Source organism: Psychrobacter sp. SCQQ22 (assembly GCF_015864605.1).
Lineage (GTDB): Bacteria > Pseudomonadota > Gammaproteobacteria > Pseudomonadales > Moraxellaceae > Psychrobacter > Psychrobacter fozii.
Window position 1 is genome coordinate 79,529 of the sequence record NZ_JADYWZ010000010.1, and the last position, 20,810, is coordinate 100,338.

A 20,810-nucleotide genomic window follows, 5' to 3' on the forward strand; every position below is an offset into this window, starting at 1 on the left:
GACGTAACTATATAAGGATTTATAAATATTGCGTTGTGTATAGTTTGAGTGTATATTTGATATATACATTCTTTTTAGTGAATATATTTATCATAGTGAGCGGCTTTGATTTTATGCAATATTATAAATATGAGTAACTGTTATGGTTTATAAATACTTCATTTCTGTACGCAAGCGCTTTTTAATGATGAGCATTGTTGGCTTGTTATTAACACTCTCACTTGCGAGTTGCACAGTCAATTCAGGACTTCAGTCTGGAGATGTGCCGGAATCGGGTGCGTTTACTGCAGAAAATGGACTACAGTTTTATATTCAACCTTTGAATTTGGCGACCTTGCCACGTACAGAAGCCATTACCCCAGATCAGGATTTGTATCATTTAATTAAAACGTCTGGTCGAGTCAGTTATGGAATTGCTAAAGGCGACATTCTCAATATCACACTCACCAGTTATCCAGATATTAATGCATCGACATCTAGCCTAACCGTTGATCAGCAAGGCTTTATACAGTTCCCACTGATAGGACGCATTCAAGCCAGCGGAATGAGTGTGCCGCAATTTACTGCAACCTTACAAAGTAAACTAAAACGCTATCTGAAATACTCAGATCCTCAGGTCAAAATTATCAACTATCGTGGCAGCAAGTTTTTCGTTGATGGTGAAGTCAAAGAGTCTGGTGAGTTTACGATTGCTGATGTGCCAGTCTCCGTATATGGGGCAATCTCTATGGCAGGTGGTACGACTGATACTGGTGATTCAAATCATATTGTCTTAAATCGCCAAGGCAAGAGTTACAAGCTAGGTATCCAATCATTACAGCAAATGGGACTGTCTGCCAATCAAATATATTTACAAGATGGTGACGCCATTCATGTCAACAGCCAAAGTCGTAATAGAGTCTATGTATTGGGTGAGTTTGGCAAAATTGAACCAGTTTCTATTCCTGAGCAAGGGCTGAGCTTGGCACATGTGTTAGGCGAATCTAACGGGTTAAATTCCAATACCGCCAATGCTGCAAAAGTATATATCGTTCGTGATAACCCGCAATCACAATATACGCATATTTATTATGTCGATATGCAGAGCATCACCAGTTTGGCATTGGCGAGCCGTTTTGACATGCAGGCCAACGACATACTTTATGTAGATCCAACAGGTTTAGCACGCTGGAATCGTATTATCAGCGCCATTCTTCCCTCAACATCAGCAATCAATCTGATTTCAGGGATATAGGAGTCAATCATGAATGTGTTTGACAGTATCTTAGTCGTCTGCGTTGGCAATATATGCCGTAGTCCGATGGCAGCTGCTATTTTGACAGAGCGCTATCCAGATAAGCACGTAGACTCTGCGGGTCTGTCAGCGTTAGTAGGGCACTCTGCAGATATCAAAGCAATAGATTTGATGGCCATTCACGATATAGATATCAGCTCACATATTGCCAAACCCATCAGCGAAGCGTTAGTCAGTCATGCAGATTTAATTTTGACTATGTCAGTGAGTCAAACCAAGTGGATTGAGAATCGGTGGCCACATTGCCGTGGTAGAACTTTTCGAATTGGACATTGGATTGATAAAGATATTATAGATCCTTATCAGCAGGATAATTCGGTGTTTGAGACGAGTAGACAAGATATTGACGACAGTCTTGAACAGTGGGCTATGAAGATGAGTGAGGCGATTGTCATAAAAGAATTGAAGGTTAGTGAGTGCTATTAAGCGGTAAACATTGAGTAGTGAGTATATGGTTATGAATAAAACAGATTCAAAAAACCTATCAATGCCTACGGGCAAAAAAGACACTGACGACATCGACTTAATGGCGCTGGTTTTGGTATTGCTGCGCGGTTGGAAAATAATAGCACTCATGGTTTTATTGGGCTTATTGGTAGGTTTTTTGTATACCCGCCATGTCAATCCAACGTTTAAATCTGATGCGCTGATACAGATTGAAGAAAATGCGCAAGGGGTGGAAGCACTTGGCGCGAGCATCTCAGAGTTGGTCGGTGCAGAAACAAGCAAAGCAGAAACAGAAGCAGAGCTTATAAGATCACGCATGATACTAGAGCCTGTGGTAGATCTACTGCATCTGCGTATTAGACTCACGGATCCTAATATTGGATATATTGATACGATCAAAAAAAATTATATAGAGACTCAAGTTAATACAACCGATGAAGTGTCACTGAATACCGAAAACGGCGTAGTAGAAATCAGTCAGTTTGATGTATCGAAAGCTTATTTGAACCAATCTTTTACTTTGAATAAATCTGCCACTGGATTTGTTTTGAGCAATGGTCTGGATAACTTTAAAGGTCAGCTTGGTCAGCCTTATCAGTTCAAAGGGTCAAAAGGTCAGATTAATATCACCGTGACCGGATTACCGACGGGTAATTACCCGATTAGTATTAGTAAGCAGACATTAAAAGCCACGACAGATGGTATCAATAGCGCCCTAATGGTTGAAGAAAAAGGTCAAAGCACGGGCATTATTCAGCTGTCGATGACGGGTACAAACCAAGAGCAGATCACGACTATACTCAATCAAATAGTTCGATCTTATGTAGACCAAAACCAGTCACGTGGCTCTGAAGAAACCACCAAAACGCTCACCTTTATGGAAACGCAGATACCGCTATTAAAAGGGAAGCTAGAAGCGTCTGAAGCACTATTTAATGATTTTCGTAAAAAACACGGCACTATCGATGTGGCTCAAGAGGCTGGCTTATTATTAAGCGAAAAGTCTCGGATTGACGGGCAGCTCAACGATCTTAAGCTCAGAAAAGCAGACTTGACCACTTATTATACTGAAGAACATCCCTTGGTCGTTCAAATTAATGAGCAGCTCAAAGTACTGAGTAATAGAACGAGACAAATCGAAAATACGGTGTCGGGTCTACCTGAAATCCAGCGAGAATTTTTAAAGCTATCAGAAGATACAGCCATCAATAGAGAAATCTATCTGACGCTACTCAAGAATTATGAACAACTAAAAATCGTGAAAGCGGGCCAGATCGGCTATGCCCGTGTTATCGATACACCCACCAGTACCTTTAATGCCATTGCCCCTAATAAGCTACAAATCATGATGCTAGCCATATTGGTCGGCACGATGCTTGGGGTGATATTGGTTTTACTCAGAAACTTAATGAGGACGGTTGTAAAAGATCCAGAGCGCTTAGAGTCTAAGACAGGTATTCCTGTCATTGCCACTATTCCGCGCTCACCTTTACTGTCCAGATTGAGTAAAAATAAAAAGACCACCGATCGGATGCTTGCTCATGTGGACCACAGTAGTTTGAGTTATGAAGCCATTAAAAGCTTGAGAACAAACCTGATGTTTGGTATGCCAACAGGCGCAGTGGCTGGCGAGTCCGCACAAGTCATATTGATTACTGGAGAAAGCCCAGATGTCGGCAAGTCCTTTATCGCAGCCAATTTGTCTGAGGTGTTTGCACAACTTGATAAAAAGGTTTTGGTCATTGATGGTGACATGCGTTTAGGTGCGCTGCATAAGATGTTTAAGCTGAGCCCGCAAGACGGTCTCGCCGATTATTTGTTGCAGAATAAAAAGAGTGCGTCTCCCATTATCAGTAATCAAGCCAACAGCGAGGTATCTAGTCCAGATATTAAGACTTTTATTCATCCTACTGGTATGGAAAACATTGATTTTATATCGCGAGGACAGTCGTCAAACAATCCTACTTCACTATTAATAGGTCAACAGTTTAACCAGCTTATGACAGTGCTGAAGACGCAATACGACTATATTGTCATTGACTCACCACCGATATTGGCAGCTTCAGATGCGATGGTGTTGGCGCAACATGCGGACAAGGTGCTTATCGTTACTAAATTTAATCGCTCAGTAGAAGGTCAGCTGATGTATGCGGTCAAGCAGATGAGTAAAGCCAATGTGCAAGTGGATGGCATTATTCTCAATGATGTACAGCAAAGCCGTATGAATAAATACAGCTATCATTACCATTATGCCTATGGAAATAACCGCTAATTAGTATTTTGTGGTTGTTCATTATCATCAATACAACTTAAGTGAGTGGATCTTATGTTTATAAAAACAGAGTCTAACAGTGCTTATCGGTCGACTGGTGAGTTGCATCAATGGTCGAAGCGTGCGGCTCTGCTTTTATTGTCATTACCACGGTTTGTCAAATGCTCTATTTTATTTAGCATAGATTATGCTGTATCAATTTCTTGCTTATTTTTAGCCTTGGCATTACGACAAGGGTATGTGGCGCATCATGTCAGTCTTATAATATTGGTTTCATATGCATTTATCCCTGTGGCGAGCCTGTATCTTATCGGGTTCTATAGAGGTGCTTCTAGAGGTTTTTTTGATGCGGTAATGGGTCGTGTATTACAGTTGTTTTTGTTGCTTATTATCGTCTACCAAGTGCTTATCTATGTAAACCCACTGTCAATGATACCGCGCTCTGTACCCATCATATTTCTATTTTGTTTTTTTATCTGGTTATGGAACAGTAGGCTGATAATACGTACCTTTTTGAAACGGCTACAGAAAACAGACAAAAAACGCCGTCCAAATGATTGCTGTGATAACGTGATTATCTATGGTGCAGGAGAAGCGGGTAGAGAACTGCTAGAAAGCTTGAGACATTCCCATAAATATAACGTGGTGGCATATATCGATGATGATCAACAGCTGACAGGTGCTTATTTACATGGTAAAAAAATATATGCTGATCATGCTTTGCCATTGCTAATAGAGAAGTTTGATGTGGCACAGGTGATTTTGGCGATGCCTTCTATGAGCCGTGCCCGAAAAAAGCAGATTATGGATAGCCTATCAGGTATTTCTGTGAAGATAAAAGACCTACCGAGCTTACGAGAGTTGGCAGACGAGCGGGTGACAGTCAGTCATATACGACCTGTCGATATTTTGGATGTGCTTGAACGAGATACTGTTGAACCAGTCGCTGAGTTGCTACAAAAAAACATCACTGGCAAAAACGTCCTCGTGACAGGTGCTGGTGGCTCTATTGGTAGTGAATTGTGTCGGCAAATTATTAAAAATAAGCCTAGATGCTTGGTGTTATATGAGCAGTCTGAATATGCTCTATACACGATAGATCAAGAGCTTAGAAATAAGAAGATAGAAAATATCGATTATCAAGATATTGAGATTATTAGTATCATCGGAAGCGTGAGCAATGAAAAAAAATTAATCAATATATTCAAAATTAACCATATAAATACAATTTATCATGCAGCAGCCTACAAGCATGTCCCAATTGTTGAGTCGAATCCCTTTGAGGGCACGATTAACAATACCAAAGGCACCTATCACTGTGCTCGTGCTGCGATACAAGCCAAAGCGGATACCTTTGTATTGATTTCTACGGACAAAGCGGTGCGACCTACTAATATTATGGGGGCATCCAAACGTTTGGCGGAGTTGGTTTGCCAAGGATTGAGCCAGCATAGTAGTCACACTTGTTTTAGCATGGTGCGTTTTGGCAATGTACTAGGATCTTCAGGCTCTGTTGTACCGTTATTTAACAAACAGATTGAGCAGGGTGGTCCGATTACCATCACCCATCCAGACATAACACGCTACTTTATGACCATTCCAGAAGCGGCCAGTTTGGTGATTCAGGCAGGGGCTATGGCATTTGGTGGGGAAGTGTTTGTACTTGATATGGGTGCACCCGTCAAAATTGTAGACCTTGCTAAGCGTATGATTCGTCTGACTGGCTGCGAGTTAAAAGATGCGAACAATCCTAACGGAGATATAGAAATTGTGTTTACTGGATTGAGGCCGGGTGAAAAGCTCTATGAGGAGTTAATCATAGGCGAAGATAATATCGAAACCACGTTTCATCCGTTAATCATGCAAGCAATGGAGCATAGCTTTCCTTTGGAAGATATCGAAAATGTTTTGTTTGAGTTCATAGAAAAAGCCAAACAACAGGATGTGGCATGGCTAAAAACACAATTTAGAGCGTTTGTGGAAGGTTATCGAGAAGGGGATGATGTCAGGGTTGAGGTCGAAAAACTGACATCATCGCTGGTAGATGAGATTGGTTAATACAGTAGACAGGTAACCACAAGATTGTTAGTTTTTTATAAGTTATATGAAACATAAAATTGGATGATGAGTAATGGCCTCTGAAGTGTTTTTATCGATACAGAGCGTAATCAGTCGATTGAAAACCAGTCACTTTGTACGAGATGTGGCCATGGTTGGCGGCGGTATTGCGGCTGGTCAGGCAATCGCTATGGTCTTTATGCCGTTTCTCACCAGATTATATAGCCCTGAAGATTTTGGTATTGCTGCTACCTTTGCCGCAATCATCAGTATTATTACTCCGATTGCGACCATGGGTTATGCCAATGCCATTGTGATGCCTGATAGTGACGAGGATGCTGCAGCCATTATCAGGTTGTCTGTGTTACTCAGTTTGTTTGTCGCTGCTATATCATTCATCGTTGTCTATTTTGGTAATGTTTATTTGGCACGATGGACGGGTATGGAAAGTACACCATACATGTTGTATCTCATACCTTTGACGCTATTGGCAGGCGCGTTTCTATCTGTTGCTGATCAGTCTGCTATCAGAGTAGGTTTGTTTAAAGCCAAAGCTCGTGCTTATGTAGAGAGCAAGCTTGTGACAGATACCAGTAAGTTGATAGGAGGTATGTGGGCCCCCTCTGGTATGTTGCTTATTTTATTAACGATAGCAGGGCAGCTCACGAATTTTATGATGCAGATGCTTCGCGTGCCTAGGATTGGTGTATTAAATGTCCGAAACTGGTTTGGCACGGTTGGTATTCGTAACGCTGCTATATCGCAGCGTGACTTTGCCATATATCGCATGCCACAGAGCATGCTTAATGCTGCTTCAGTAGGGTTGCCAACTATCTTGTTAGCATCACTATTTAGTGCTTCTTCTGCTGGGCAGTATTCGTTGGCTGTTCTTGTGCTTGGCGCACCAGCAATGTTGTTAGGCCAAGCTGTTGGAGAGGTTTTCTATCCTAAGATTACGCGTGCGATCACAGCAAAGTCACCAGAAGCTTATCAGTTTTTATTAAAAGTGACGGTAATTCTATTGGTGGTTGGTATTGTTCCATTCGGTACGGTGTTCGTTTTTGGCGATTATCTTTTTTCTTTAGTGTTTGGCGCAGAGTGGGCATTAGCAGGTAGTTATTCGCAGTGGCTTTCTATTTGGCTTTTGACCAGCTTGGTATCGGGTGCGAGTACTGCGGCATTACCAGCATTACGTTTGCAGCGTTTTCTTTTAATTAGAGAAGTGTTTGCAGTGATATTTCGTGCTGCAGCGCTGTATATAGGTTTTTACGTTTTTGAGTCAGATATGGTCGCTATTGCCCTGTTCTCATTTGTTGGGGTCTTGCTTAGTTTATCTATCGTTTATGTCGCTTTTCGGCGTCTTGTTCATATCCATGAAGTGCAGCAGTAGGTAAATATCTTGACTGCGTTGGATGGCACAAAGGATATGCATTAGAAGTCTCAACTCAAGAGGCTCACTATGATTTCAGTTATTATCGCCGCATTTAATGCCGCTGCCACTATTGATCTTTGTATTAGTAGTATTGACGTTGCGAAAAAAAGCCATGAGATTGAGTTGATAGTTATTGACGATGGTTCTGATGATGAGACTGCTAGGTTATTGCATAGGTGGGAAAGTGATAGGGTATGGATTAAGGTGAAGTATCAAAAAAATGGGGGTGTGGCAGATGCTCGTAATACAGGGCTTGATATCGCAACCGGCAACTACATCGTTTTTATAGATGCGGACGACACTATCGACGATTGGTATTTTGACTTTGTCATTGCACAAGTGGTTGATCGGGATATTGAGATGTTGGCGTTTGGTCATAAGCGCATCATGCTAGATGGCTCTGTTATCGAGCGCCATAACATTTCAGCAGAATATTCACGGCAAGATATTGAGAGTTTGCAACTGAGAGTGACAGAGAATAGAAATATATATTGGTATGTAACTACCAAAGTTTATAGCAAAAGCCTGATAGCGGATTTACGGTTTAATTGTGACGTAAAGCTTGGTGAAGATGGTATTTTTAATATTGAGTGCTTGGATAAAGCGAACCATTTATCTGTCGTACCCGACTGTCCATATAACTACTATGAAAATGCTACTTCGATGACGAGTTTGCAATATAAGCCAGGGCTGTTGGAGTCTATTGAAGCAGACTATAAAGCCAGAATTAGGATACATGACTGGTCTATCAGTGCTACTGAGAAGCAAGTGTTGCTATCAGATTTTGCCCGTAGTTATATCGAGCATATGCTGCCATATTTACTCAATAATTTGGCGCATATTAGGGTGCGGAAACGTCGCACAGAGCTGATAAAAATACGCCAGTCTTTCGTTTATCAGAAATGTTTACCACATTACCATCAACGACACCCAGCACGAGGCATTCGTATCTTGATTTCATGTTTTTCACGACATTGGTATGTTATGACGTTGGTTTTTCTTCAACTGTCTTGGACTAAAGCAAAGGTAAAAAGACATGTTTAATATTGATTTGTTTCCTCAGGCATTAAAGAGTGATGAAAGCGGACAGACTCGTTCTTGTTTGCTGAAACAAACGGCTGCGAGCGAAAATTCTACCGAACAAGAATTGTGGTTTGCGTATCCTATTAATTTACCAATGCCAGAAGACGATGATTGCGATTCTTATTTACTAGCCACATTGTTGCCTGCGATGCAGCTGCGTGCGGCTATTCGTGTCCATGGTAGCGTGTCCCACGAGCTATTAGCCAACCTGACAGAACTACAGTATGTCTGGAATAAATGGTTACCAGAGCGTTATTTTCTGATTGATATACAAGTTGATCGTATTAGAGAGAGCGACGTACAAGTAGATGGTGCGATTGCTGCATTTTCTGGTGGTGTGGATGCTCAGTTTACCGCTTATCGTCATGCGACAGGCAGAGCAGGATACGCCACACGAGCTATTAAAGCTGGGGTTTTTGTGCATGGCTTTGATATACCTTTAGAGGATACAGAAGGCTTTGCCAGTGCAGCAAAAATAGCGGCAAAAACACTTGCAGATATCAATATCGAGCTATTGCCAGTTGAGACAAATATTCGCACGCTTTGGTCTATCAACTGGGAAGACTATCATGCTGCTGCTATTGCCTCAGTATTATGCGGCTTAAAAAAATATGCTGGTATTGGACTCATCGGTAGTGGTGATTCTTATGATGTATTAATTAGTCCTTGGGGCTCACATCCAATTACTGATCCGCTGCTGAGTTCTGGCGACTTTAGAGTGATTCATGATGGCGCTGGCTTTAGTCGATCGGAGAAGCTTCAAGCGCTTTCAGCATGGCCCTTGGGTATTGAAAGCCTGCGTTTTTGTTGGGCAGGCGACCAGAATGATAGCAACTGCGGCCGCTGTGAAAAATGTGTTAGAACGCGTCTCAATTTTTTGGTCGCAGGTATAGATAATCCAAAATGTTTTAGCGAGCCCATTGATTCATCACTTCTTAAATCGATGGTTTTAAAAAATGAAATCGTACGTATAGATTGGAATCTAATTCGTCATGAGATAATTAAAACGGGCAGAGGTCTTGAATGGCTTCCATACATTGAAAAAGTACTCAAACGTAAACCATCTCCTAAATTGAATGGGTTGTTTCCTGTTGGCTCAAGGCGTCGTATGTGGGTGAAAAACATGTTAATGAGAAACAAATAAGGGAGCATTAAAAATGAATATTGCTGCTATAAAAAAGCTCATTCCGCTCAGATTAAAAAAACACTTAGCCGCTTATATGGGGGCGAGAGGTTTACCGTTACCAACTGGTAAACGGTGCTTTATTTTTCTTGCCGCTGACTATGGCAATATTGGTGATATTGCTATTTTTCACGCGCAAAAGCAGTATTTGCGACGTGTGCTGACCGATTATGATGTTGTTAGTGTGGCTATCAGTCAAACCAGATTTGTGCTCAATTCAATTAAACAGCAAATAAAAGAGACGGATATCGTCACTATCATCGGCGGCGGTAATATGGGTGGCACGTATCCTGATATTGAGGAGCTGCGCCAATTAGTCATCAAGTCATTTCCTACCAATCGCATTGTTTGTTTTCCTCAGACATTGGATTGGAGTGATTCTGCTAAGTCTAAGCGTGTATTGCATCGTATCGTAAACGTCTACGCCAAACATCCAGATATACATATCTTTGCCAGAGAGTCGATGACAGCGGCCAAGCTTAGCAAGCTTTTTGCTGAGTATAGCAATGTTCATATTGGTCTTGTGCCAGATATCGTCATGAGTGCAAACGCAGCAGTACTTGGAACGACAGATAAGTTAGCACCTTCAGGTATTTTGCGCTGCTTACGAGATGACAAAGAAGCTGCGCTATCAGGTGAGCAATATGCAATGATAGACAAAGCCTTAGCAGATACTGGTTATCAGATTGAAAAGACAGACACCCATGCTGGCGGTTCTCAATTGGACGAGGCACATTGCTCAAAGTTGCTAACTGACAAGCTTAGCCAGTTTCGTGCTGCAAAGTTGGTTGTAACTGACCGTTTGCATGGCATGATTTTATGTTTGCTATCGGGTACGCCTTGCTTGGTATTACCGAACTCCAATCATAAGATAAGACAGACGCAGTTGGACTGGTTACGTAATCATCCAAGACTCATATTTTTAGAACTAGATGAGATTTCTGAGATTCCAAAGTTCATCGATAGGCTTCTGTCTCTACCTCACGGTACGATGATTGAGTCACCCGTTCACATCAATGAGTACAATGATTTAAAAAAATCGGTGGCCAGAATATGACCATTGCAGCCGAGCCATTAGTGAGCATTATCGTGCCAGTATATAACGTCGCGTCATATATTGACGCTTGCTTAGCATCTATCAAGCAGCAGACTTATAAAAATATTGAAATTATCGTCGTTGAAGATTGCTCTACTGATAATTCAAAACAGGCACTAACCCCACATCTCACAGATAAGCGCATAAAAGTCATTCAACATAATGAAAACAGTGGCCTTTCTGCTGCTCGTAATACCGGCATTAAATCTGCGATAGGCGAGTATATGATGTTCGTGGATTCCGATGATATTGTAGATATTCGCTTGGTGGCAGCTTGTGTAGATTGCGCCCTCACCACGAATGCAGAAGTAGTGACGTATGGTTTTGTACCGTTCAAAGAGGGAGTGGTAGAGACTGAACTACCGTATCCAGCTGCCAGCTTAGTATTCGCTGCTGCCAACATAGACGACTCTTATTTTAGCCTACCGCATTTTGCATGGCTAAAATTTATTCGGTCTAGTGTCGTGCGTTCTGCCTCGTTACATTTTCCAGTGGGTCTATATTACGAGGATTGGCCGTTTCATTGGCATCTCGGTTTATCTGCTAAGGTGAGATATCAACTGCCTATTGATTTTTATCTGTATAGACAGCGAGGTACGTCGATCACAGGTTCAACGGATAAAAAGCTATTAGACCTTTTCGTTATTCACTCAGAAGTCATGAGTCTAGTAGAGAGCTATCAAGCGGACGAAGTTAAAAAAATACTCGCCAATAAAATCAGACAAAGTCATTGGAGTATTCTTACCCGTATAGATAATGATTATTTAACAACGGCATTGGTACAAGCCAAGAAAGCAGATAAGACGCTACGATTAAAGGGTTATGAGAGCGATTCGACGTTAAGGAATATAGTGATCAGCAACATAGTACGTATGCCAAGCCAAGTCGCTTTGTCTATGTTGCAGGTGCTTCGTCAAGCGCTAGATAAAAGAGCAAGAATGAAAGGTTAAGAGAAGACAGGTTGAAAATACGTTTGGCTTTATGTTTCTTAATAGGTAAAGAGATGGCTATTCAGAGAGTACTGCACATAGTGGGGAAAATGGATCGTGCTGGGGCAGAGACCATGCTCATGAATCTATATCGCCATATGGATCATAATCAGATTCAGTTTGATTTTATTACCTTTACCGATGAGGTCGGTGACTATGATGCTGAGATAAAAGCGTTGGGGGGTAGAATTATACCCATTTTAGCCAGTCATTCATTGACGCGTATGTGGCAGCTTAAACGATTCCTTAAACAACACCCTGACTATCAAATCGTTCATGCTCATATGCTGTTGAACAATGCTTTTCATCTGTTGGCTGCTAAAAGTGCTGGCGTGCCGCATCGCATTTCACACTCTCATAGTACCAGTAACGGTAAAACCAATATCGTTAAAAAAATATATGAGCAATGGGCATTAATTACCAATCGTACATTAGCCACTAAGAGAATTAGCTGCGGTGACCATGCTGCAAATTACCTATTCGGTACTACAAAAGATGTGTGGCTACTTCCCAATGCCGTTGATATACAAAAGATGATGACAGTCGCTAACCAATCACGACATTATATCGATCAGGAGTTTGGTGCTAAAGGATTTGGAGATAAAGGGTTAAAAATTATTCAAGTCGGTCGTCTCAATGAGGTTAAAAACCATCAATTTTCTTTAGAAATCGCTGAGCAACTGAAAAAACGTCAGATTGATTTTACCTTATATATCGTTGGACAAGGTCCATTGGCTGCGATGCTAAAGCAGCAAGTGAAAGACAAATCACTGTGCAGCAATGTCAATTTTTTGGGTCTGCGTACGGATATTACAGAACTGATGGCCAGCGCAGATTATATGATCATGCCTTCTTTGCATGAAGGGTTTCCGGTTGTATTGGTAGAGAGTCAAACCGTTGGGTTAATAGCGTTGGTCTCTGATCAAGTATCACCTGAAGTGGATTTAGGGCTCGGATTGGTGCAGTTTTTACCTATTCATTCGGCTAAGGAGTGGGTCGATTGTTTATTGAAACCTAAAAACATACGGCCTAATGAAAAAGAAATAACAGAAGCACTAACTCTATATGGATTTAGTGCTGCGATAAACGCGGAAAAATTAACGCAAATGTATTTAAATATGAAATGACAGCTTTTACTGTTCATTTAAGTTTGATCCGACGTGATTTGAGTACAAGGAAAGAGAGTAAAAGTACTACACATAATAGGCTGAGCGAGCCTGATACTGTATCTGACTTATATAGAATTGACCATATCCACCTTATCGAGGGTTAAATGCTTCCATACCTGCTGGTTCTTAGCCTTGTTATCTTTTGGATCGTACTGGAGAAAAAATCTCTCAACCGTACGTCTTTTTGGTTGCCGTTAATTATTCTGACTTTATTTGCAGGCGCTCGGAGTTATCGTGTCGGTACAGATACAGGGAACTATACAAGAAATTTTAACAGTCAATTGAATGTCGAGTATTTTAGATTTAACGAAGACATTGAGTTTGGTTATCAAGTTTTAGAGTATGCATTGTTGAGCGTGACAAGTAGCTACTTTTGGCTTTTAACGATTACCAGCTTAATCATTGTGTACTGCTATCTTAAGATTATTAAAAAATACAGCGTTAACTATTGGTTTTCAGTATTTTTATTTATCACATTGGGTGTTTATACGTTTTTTTTCAATGGATTACGTCAAGGGTTGGCGATGGCAATATTTACATTGGCCGTCCCATATTTATTAGAAAAAAGACTTATTCCATATCTGTTGGTATGTGCGGTTGCTTCATTATTTCACGTTACCGCATTATTTATCATCCCATTTTATTTTATCGTCAACTTAAAGGTAAAACCTGTATATAAAATTTTGGCCACATTTCTAGGGTCATTATTGGTGAGTGGCGTACTAGTCTCTTATATTTCTTCTACCAATGATAGGTATGAAAATTATGCAAAAGCTTCTGAAGAAGCAGGTGGGTTTTTAACGCTAGGATTTTATACTGTCCTCATGCTTTTAATTATGCTTGTGAGTTACGTATATAAAATTAAAGATGAAAATTTCCAAAAATTAATAACGTTTTATGCATCAGGTGTGGTTTTTATCATACCGCTAGCGATGTTGGGTACGAGTCCTTCAGGTCCGCAAAGGTTACTGGCTTATTTTACGTGGACGTTAGTTCTAATACTTCCTGTGATGTTGAAAAAAATAAATAACGTTTATCTTTATATCGCTAGTGTGCTGTTGTTTCTCACTTACTTTATGTTGACGACATCGAGATTTAGTAACTTGAGTCCATATATTCTCAATCCGATATTTGAGGTTTTCTAATGAAAAATCAGCAGTACATATCCATTGGCATTCCTATTTATAACGCTGAAGCATACTTGGAAGATGCTATAAAGTCGGTATTGGCTCAAACGTATGAGCTATGGGAGTTGATATTAATTGATGATGGCTCTAAGGATGGTTCATTAACCATCGCTCGACGTTTTGAGAAAGCCGATAATAGAATAAAAGTCATTTCTGATGGGAAAAACAAAAAACTGCCAACTCGCCTAAATCAGCTCATTGATGAGTCTCAATATGACTATATTGCACGTATGGATGCTGACGACCTCATTCATCCAGACAGACTGACGATTCAAATGGCATTTTTAGAAAATAATACAGATTGTGATCTGGTGTCCACGGGTGTGGTGTCTATTGATAATAATAATAAGGTATATGGCTGTCGCCATGTAGATCGTATTTATACAGAGTTTGATGCAATTGCGCCAGCATATCCTATTGTGCATGCCTCTGTGTTGGCAAGAAAGAGTTGGTATGAACGCAACAGATATGATGAGAATTATCCAAGGTCTGAAGATTATGACCTATGGTGTAGAGCCATAGCCAGTCGAGATTTAAGATTGGCGGTATTGCCAGACTTATTATATTACTATCGAGAAGAGGGTAATTTATCATTAGTAAAAATCATTCGATCATACAAAGATAGCTTCAAGACCTACCGTGAATATAAAGGACGTAGTGGGTTAGGGTCTTTGAAACTCACCGTAAAAATGACAACAGTTAGATTGCTGGACTCTATGGGTTTATTGCAGCGCATAGCCAACAAAAGAAATAAATTAATGATGTCTAATGCACTTAAAACACGTCATCAAGCTGTCGTTGATAGCATCTGTGCTGAGTGAGTTCACTAATGAGAAACAATGAGGTGCTTAAATGAGTTTTAAAATATGCTTTCTTGTGACAGATGCCGTTTCATTTAATGCTCTATACCGCAATCAGCTTGAGTATATGAGGGACAATTCAGATTTTGACATTACGCTAATCTGTGGTGGTAATGAGGCGCAGCTAGATATTTTACGTGCGCGTAATATAGGTAAAGTGGTCAATTTAAATTTTCAACGCAAACCGTCTTTATTTGAAGACACTAAGTCACTGGCGCTGTTAACTCGTTATTTTCTATTGAACCGCTTTGATGTGGTGGTTTATCTAACTCCCAAAGCGCTATTATTAGGAAGTATTGCAAGTGCATTTACTTTGCAAAAGAGACGGATTGCTTTCAGTGTGGGTAGAGCTTATGAGAATTTTTCAGGTTTTAAAAAGCGAGTATTTCAGGGTTTTGATACATTAAGCTTTGCCTTGTCTCATGAAGTTCTATTTGTGTCTGAGTCGCTATTGGATGTATGTCTAAAAGAAAAGATTTTAAAAAAGAATAAATCAACTGTCATCGATAATGGCTCATTTAATGGCATAGATATTGATTTGCTTAGTCCTATAGATCAGCAGAAAAAAGATGCATTAAAAGAAAAATATAAAGTGCCTTTGGATTGTTTTTTAGTTTGTGTAGTAGGAAGAGTGTGTGAAGATAAAGGTCTAACAGACATTGGTTATATATCTGAAACACTCAAAAAAGAAAACGTCCACTTTATCTTTATTGGAGGTTTTGAAGATGATGTGGGGCAAGCCGTCGTAGAAAAAATGGTTAAAGACAATAGAGCTGTATACATATCAGCCAACCCAAATGTACACGAGGTTTTCCAGTGTGCTGATTTGCATTTATTTTTGAGCTATCGAGAAGGATTTGGCAGTGTTGCGATTGAAGCGGCAAGTTGCGGTGTTCCTACGTTTGCCTATGATGTTGTCGGTGTAAAGGACAGTGTGAAAGAAGGTGTTAGCGGTCAAAAATTTAAATTTAAGGATGCGGCAGCGGTGGCAACCGCGATTAGTGCCGCCACTACTGATAAGGGTTTTAAAAATAAATACCCTGAGGCAAGAAGTTGGGCTATCGTACATTTTGAACAAAAAAAGTTATGGCAAAGCTTTTTAAGTTTTTATTTGCCCAGTGTTGATGATGTTATAAATAACAGCGTAGATGGAAAAAGGCGGGCTGAACAATGATAAAACGACTATTCGATATTGTAGGTGCAACAACTGCTCTAGTAGTACTGTCTCCTGTCTATGTTGCAACTGCCTACAAAGTTAGCAAGAATTTGGGTTCACCCGTCTTGTTCCGTCAGACTCGCCCAGGACTGCATGGTCAGCCGTTCGAGATGACAAAATTTCGCTCAATGAAAGACAGTGTAGATACAGACGGCAATCTTTTGGAGGATGGTGAGCGATTGACATCGTTTGGGAAAGCACTGCGTAATACTAGTCTGGATGAGCTTCCTGAGTTATGGAATGTGGTTAAGGGTGACATGAGCTTGGTTGGCCCGCGCCCGTTATTGATGGAATATCTGCCATTATATAATGAAGAGCAATCTCGCCGTCATAAGGTACGACCAGGTATTACGGGGTATGCACAAATTAACGGTCGTAATGCTATTGGTTGGCAAGAGCGTTTTGAGCTTGATAATTGGTATGTGGACAATCAATCGCTATGGCTAGATATAAAAATCTTACTCAAAACAGTAAAAAAAGTCATCGTAAAGGATGGTATTAGCGCAGAAGGTGAGGCAACCATGAGCAAGTTTACGGGTAATGAGACTAGGGCATGTCCTAGTAAAAAGATGCTTTGATAGATTGAGAGCGCGCTCTAGCTATTCAATCAAGTCTTTGAGTATTAAAAGTATTATGTAAGAAGTAATAAACCATTAGACATAAGTACCATAGAGGAACATATGCTAAATACCCCTTTTTCACCTTGGCCAAGTTTTACGCAACAAGAGGCCGATGCCGTGAGTCAAGTATTGCTATCCAACAAGGTTAATTATTGGACAGGGCAAGAATGTCGTCAGTTTGAGCAGGAGTTCGCTGATTGGTCAGGTAGCAAGTACGCGATTGCGATGGGTAATGGTACTTTGGCCTTAGATGTGGCTTTGCAAGCGCTTGGGATAGGCGCAAATGATGAAGTGATCGTTACACCGCGTACCTTTATTGCCAGTATTTCATCGATAGTCAATGTCGGTGCGACGCCTATTTTTGCAGAGGTTGATGATGCGACAGGTAATATCACAGCCGACACCATCGCTGCTGTGTTGACTGATAAAACCAAAGGCGTTGTCTGTGTACACTTGGCTGGCTGGCCATGTGATATGGACGACATCATGGCACTCGTAGATACACATAAACTATATGTCATTGAGGATTGTGCACAAGCTCATGGCGCACAGTATAAAGGCCGTAGTGTTGGCAGCATCGGCCATATTGGTGCGTGGAGCTTCTGTCAAGATAAGATCATGACGACAGGTGGTGAAGGCGGTATGGTCACTACCAATGATGAGCATCTGTGGCGCAAAATGTGGGCGTATAAAGACCATGGTAAGAGTTATGCAGCGGTCTATGAAACTGAGCATGAACCCGGTTATAATTGGTTGCATGAAAGCTTTGGCACCAATTGGCGCATGACTGAGATGCAAGGCGTCATAGGGCGGATTCAGTTGGAGAGGATGAGTGATTGGACGGCCAAGCGTACTGCCAATGCCCAAGCGATACTCGATGCGTGTACTGGTTGGGAGGCACAGGGCTATCTGTCGGTGCCAAGACTAGAAACGTCTGCTCAGTTTTCAGATTCTAAACATGCGTACTATAAACTGTATGTATATGTGCAACCGGATAATCTACCTAATGATTGGTCCAGAGATCGTATTATTCAAATGATAAATGAGCAAGGCGTACCTTGTTTTTCTGGATCTGCTTCAGAGGTGTATTTGGAAAAAGCGTTTGATGATACAGGGTTACGCCCAGAGACTAGATTGCCAGTCGCAAAACAGTTGGGAGAGACCAGCTTGATGTTTTTGGTTCATCCTACACTGACCACCGCAGAGATAGAGCAAACCGTTCAAGCTATCGACAGCGTGTTTGGTTCAATAGCTAAATGAAGCATTGCTAATACGCATTGATGTTCCGTACCGAAGAAATGCCAATCTGATATCAGCTTTATGGTTCATTAAAGTATGGATTGAAAGTCATTAGAGGTTTATTGACAATAATGTGACATCGCTTAATAGAGTCTTTATAGAAATTTATGAGTATCTAACCTTATGCCATGCTAGGATTTTTGGACGCAGGCAGGTACAATATCACTATCAACCACACCTTGATTAAGGATAAGACAGGCATGCAAGCAATTGCGGCGCTGTCTTTATTTTTTTATCGTACCCTCTATTGGAGTTCTTATGTCTATTGCGTCTACTACCCAAGAGTCTGCCACCATTTTGGACGGCAAAGCACTTGCCAAACAAATAGAACAACAACTGCGCACGCGCGTGGATGCTATTAAGGATAAGACGGGACGTACACCAAGTTTAGCGACCATATTAGTTGGTGATGACCCAGCGTCTGCGACTTATGTACGCATGAAAGGTAATGCTTGTAAGCGTGTCGGCATGGACTCTATACGGGTTGAGATGCCAAGTGTCACCACCACTGAGCAGCTTATGGCAAAGATAGACGAGCTGAATAATAACCCAGACGTACATGGTATTTTGCTACAGCATCCTGTCCCTGCGCATATCGATGAGCGTGCGTGTTTTGAGCAGATCGATTTGGCAAAAGACGTCGATGGTGTTACCTGCCTTGGCTTTGGTCGTATGGCTATGCAGCAATCAGCATACGGTTCATGTACGCCGCAGGGCATCATGCATTTGTTAGAGCATCACAATATTGAGCTCTCAGGCAAAGAAGCAGTGGTCGTCGGTCGCAGTGCCATCTTAGGTAAACCAATGGCGATGATGCTATTGAACGCTAACTGTACAGTGACCATTTGCCATTCTAGAACTCAGGATTTAGCGTCGCATATTAAGCGTGCTGATATCGTGGTTGGCGCTGTAGGTGTGCCAGAACTAATTAAAGCAGAGTGGATAAAAGCGGGCGCGGTCGTCATCGATGCAGGGTTCCATCCTACTGATAATGGCGGCGTGGGTGATATCGAGCTAGCAGGTGTAGAGAATATCGCCAGTGCTTATACGCCAGTACCTGGTGGTGTTGGTCCAATGACTATCAATACCTTGATTCGTCAGACCGTTGATGCCGCTGAAAAGTCAGCAGGTTTGTAGTTCGATTAAAAAGAGTGTGATAGGAATACTGATTGCCGATATATAAGGGGCCTGAGGCAATAATAACTCAGGCTAAATCAACCACATTTCAGTTGATAGGACCTAAACATGGCTAAAAAAAACGTAGGTATTCATGAGCGACTACAGAGTATCGGTAGAGAGTTTGTCGATATCTGTCATTACGTTATCTTATTTCTAATCAGTGTGGTGGTCGTGTGGACGGCAGGCAAGGAGTTTATTGAGATCGTCCAAAAAGGCTCAGCAGACTTAAAAGATATCTTGATGTTATTTATTTATCTTGAGCTACTAGCCATGATAGGTATTTATTTTAAAACCCACCGTCTGCCAGTACAGTTTTTGATATTCATTGCGATAACGGCGTTGTCACGGCATTTGGTGGTCGATGTACAGGCCGTCTCAGATTATTTTCATTTGTGGCTACTGGCGACGATTTCTGTGGCTATTATGCTGTTGAGTGCTTCTATCGTAATACTGACATGGACAGCAAAAACCTTTGGCCGCCCAGAGGATAATCTTGATAAACAGCATGCAAACTTAACGGTTAAAGCACTGTTGCCTGATAATGCGCAAGCGCCCGATAGCCATACCAAGCATCGCCGTGAGTAATATATAATGACCGGCACAAAAAAGGGCTACCAACGGATAGCCCTTTTTTATTGCCCGCTCAAACTTTATATTTTACCTTTAAGGATTTAAATATCTTTCGAGGGTGTCAACTTAGGCATGGTTATCAAACTTCTAATCATGCACCTAACCGCTATCATCTTCCTAAGCAATATTATACAACTAACCATCATATAAAGCAGTACTATGTAGGCCATCTGCGGCGACAGTACTTTCTAAATAGGTGCTTTCTACATAAATGGTTTTGGTTGAGCGCATGATATTACCGGCATTGTCTGTGGCTTCTAGGAGGATAGTATTACTACCTAAAGCCAATAAAATACGATCCTTAAAATGACCTTCAGTATCCACTTCTAAGGTGTGTGCTGACTCTTCGTTGAGCTTATAAGTTAGCGATTTAACACCATTACTGTCTTGTACTTGGCCTGAGACAAACAAGTCTGCAGTCGTGCTATAGCCATCCGTAAAGTTACTATCGGTGGTTAATAAAGGCGGAGTTCCATCAATGATAGCGACGGCCATGTCAGAACCATCATCGCCACAAGCTGCAACTACCAAAGCAGTAGCAACGAAAGTTATGGTTCGAATAAGGTGAGATAAGCGCATAAAAAACCTTAATAAGTTCACAGTAGTATCATGTCAAAATATCAGCATAGCGAAGAGTAGAGGCGCAATCACTACATTTGATAAGCTTTGCGAGTTTGACGTGGCTCATCATATTTTTGAAATTGAGATTATATCAATCATGAGACAAGCTTAATAATAATATTGCAAATAGGAAATATTATCAATAATTAAATAAAAAAGCAGCATCATTGGCGAT

At 41.1% G+C, this 20,810-nt stretch carries 18 protein-coding genes; 17 read left to right on the forward strand and 1 reads right to left on the reverse strand.

Annotated features, from left to right (window positions below; genetic code table 11):
- The first annotated feature begins 142 nt into the window (after nt 1-142).
- The 17 genes from I6E84_RS12600 (at nt 143) to I6E84_RS12680 (ending at nt 19,969) form a co-directional block, all read left to right on the forward strand.
- Complete coding sequence (locus I6E84_RS12600; RefSeq protein ID WP_227681507.1) at nt 143-1,234, forward strand: polysaccharide biosynthesis/export family protein; 1,092 nt, start codon at nt 143-145, stop codon at nt 1,232-1,234.
- Nucleotides 1,235-1,243: 9 nt separating this feature from the next.
- Nucleotides 1,244-1,720 carry a low molecular weight protein-tyrosine-phosphatase gene (locus I6E84_RS12605; RefSeq protein WP_197218326.1) on the forward strand — a complete coding sequence of 159 codons (477 nt, stop codon included), beginning with the start codon at nt 1,244-1,246 and terminating at the stop codon, nt 1,718-1,720.
- A 31-nt stretch (nt 1,721-1,751) separates the two neighbouring features.
- Nucleotides 1,752-4,013 (forward strand): polysaccharide biosynthesis tyrosine autokinase, encoded by a 2,262-nt coding sequence (locus I6E84_RS12610; RefSeq protein WP_197218327.1) that lies wholly within the window; start codon nt 1,752-1,754, stop codon nt 4,011-4,013.
- Between the two features lie 54 nt (nt 4,014-4,067).
- On the forward strand, nt 4,068-6,071 hold the full coding sequence (locus I6E84_RS12615) for a polysaccharide biosynthesis protein (RefSeq protein ID WP_197218329.1): 2,004 nt from the start codon (nt 4,068-4,070) through the stop codon (nt 6,069-6,071).
- Nucleotides 6,072-6,144: 73 nt separating this feature from the next.
- Nucleotides 6,145-7,461 (forward strand): lipopolysaccharide biosynthesis protein, encoded by a 1,317-nt coding sequence (locus I6E84_RS12620; RefSeq protein WP_197218331.1) that lies wholly within the window; start codon nt 6,145-6,147, stop codon nt 7,459-7,461.
- A gap of 69 nt (nt 7,462-7,530) precedes the next feature.
- Nucleotides 7,531-8,547, forward strand: a complete 1,017-nt coding sequence (locus I6E84_RS12625; protein WP_197218332.1) for a glycosyltransferase family 2 protein — start codon at nt 7,531-7,533, stop codon at nt 8,545-8,547.
- Nucleotides 8,540-9,730, forward strand: a complete 1,191-nt coding sequence (locus tag I6E84_RS12630; RefSeq protein ID WP_197218333.1) for a hypothetical protein — start codon at nt 8,540-8,542, stop codon at nt 9,728-9,730. Before I6E84_RS12625 ends, I6E84_RS12630 begins: the two co-directional genes overlap by 8 nt.
- A gap of 13 nt (nt 9,731-9,743) precedes the next feature.
- Nucleotides 9,744-10,826 carry a polysaccharide pyruvyl transferase family protein gene (locus I6E84_RS12635; RefSeq protein ID WP_197218334.1) on the forward strand — a complete coding sequence of 361 codons (1,083 nt, stop codon included), beginning with the start codon at nt 9,744-9,746 and terminating at the stop codon, nt 10,824-10,826.
- Nucleotides 10,823-11,815, forward strand: coding sequence for a glycosyltransferase family 2 protein (locus I6E84_RS12640; protein WP_197218335.1), 993 nt, complete (start codon nt 10,823-10,825; stop codon nt 11,813-11,815). Before I6E84_RS12635 ends, I6E84_RS12640 begins: the two co-directional genes overlap by 4 nt.
- Before the next feature lie 53 nt (nt 11,816-11,868).
- Nucleotides 11,869-12,981 (forward strand): glycosyltransferase, encoded by a 1,113-nt coding sequence (locus I6E84_RS12645; protein ID WP_227681510.1) that lies wholly within the window; start codon nt 11,869-11,871, stop codon nt 12,979-12,981.
- Nucleotides 12,982-13,127: 146 nt separating this feature from the next.
- A complete protein-coding gene (locus tag I6E84_RS12650; protein WP_197218336.1) occupies nt 13,128-14,168 on the forward strand; it encodes an EpsG family protein in 1,041 nt (346 codons plus the stop codon).
- Nucleotides 14,168-15,031 (forward strand): glycosyltransferase family 2 protein, encoded by an 864-nt coding sequence (locus I6E84_RS12655; RefSeq protein WP_197218337.1) that lies wholly within the window; start codon nt 14,168-14,170, stop codon nt 15,029-15,031. The genes I6E84_RS12650 and I6E84_RS12655 overlap by 1 nt, the downstream gene beginning before the upstream one ends.
- A 31-nt stretch (nt 15,032-15,062) precedes the next feature.
- A complete protein-coding gene (locus tag I6E84_RS12660) occupies nt 15,063-16,244 on the forward strand; it encodes a glycosyltransferase (RefSeq protein ID WP_197218338.1) in 1,182 nt (393 codons plus the stop codon).
- Entirely contained in the window at nt 16,241-16,864 is a 624-nt protein-coding gene (locus I6E84_RS12665) for a sugar transferase (protein WP_197218339.1), read from the forward strand. The genes I6E84_RS12660 and I6E84_RS12665 overlap by 4 nt, the downstream gene beginning before the upstream one ends.
- 102 nt (nt 16,865-16,966) lie before the next feature.
- Nucleotides 16,967-18,166 carry a DegT/DnrJ/EryC1/StrS family aminotransferase gene (locus I6E84_RS12670; RefSeq protein WP_197218340.1) on the forward strand — a complete coding sequence of 400 codons (1,200 nt, stop codon included), beginning with the start codon at nt 16,967-16,969 and terminating at the stop codon, nt 18,164-18,166.
- A 297-nt stretch (nt 18,167-18,463) separates the two neighbouring features.
- Nucleotides 18,464-19,342 (forward strand): bifunctional methylenetetrahydrofolate dehydrogenase/methenyltetrahydrofolate cyclohydrolase FolD, encoded by an 879-nt coding sequence (gene folD / locus I6E84_RS12675; RefSeq protein WP_197218341.1) that lies wholly within the window; start codon nt 18,464-18,466, stop codon nt 19,340-19,342.
- Between the two features lie 108 nt (nt 19,343-19,450).
- The gene (locus tag I6E84_RS12680) at nt 19,451-19,969 is read left to right on the forward strand and encodes a phosphate-starvation-inducible protein PsiE (RefSeq protein ID WP_194196915.1); all 519 of its coding nucleotides are present in this window, start codon (nt 19,451-19,453) and stop codon (nt 19,967-19,969) included.
- Between the two features lie 180 nt (nt 19,970-20,149).
- Here I6E84_RS12680 and I6E84_RS12685 read toward each other — a convergent pair whose 3' ends face one another.
- Complete coding sequence (locus I6E84_RS12685; protein ID WP_197218342.1) at nt 20,150-20,593, reverse strand: hypothetical protein; 444 nt, start codon at nt 20,591-20,593, stop codon at nt 20,150-20,152.
- Nucleotides 20,594-20,810: the final 217 nt, after the last annotated feature.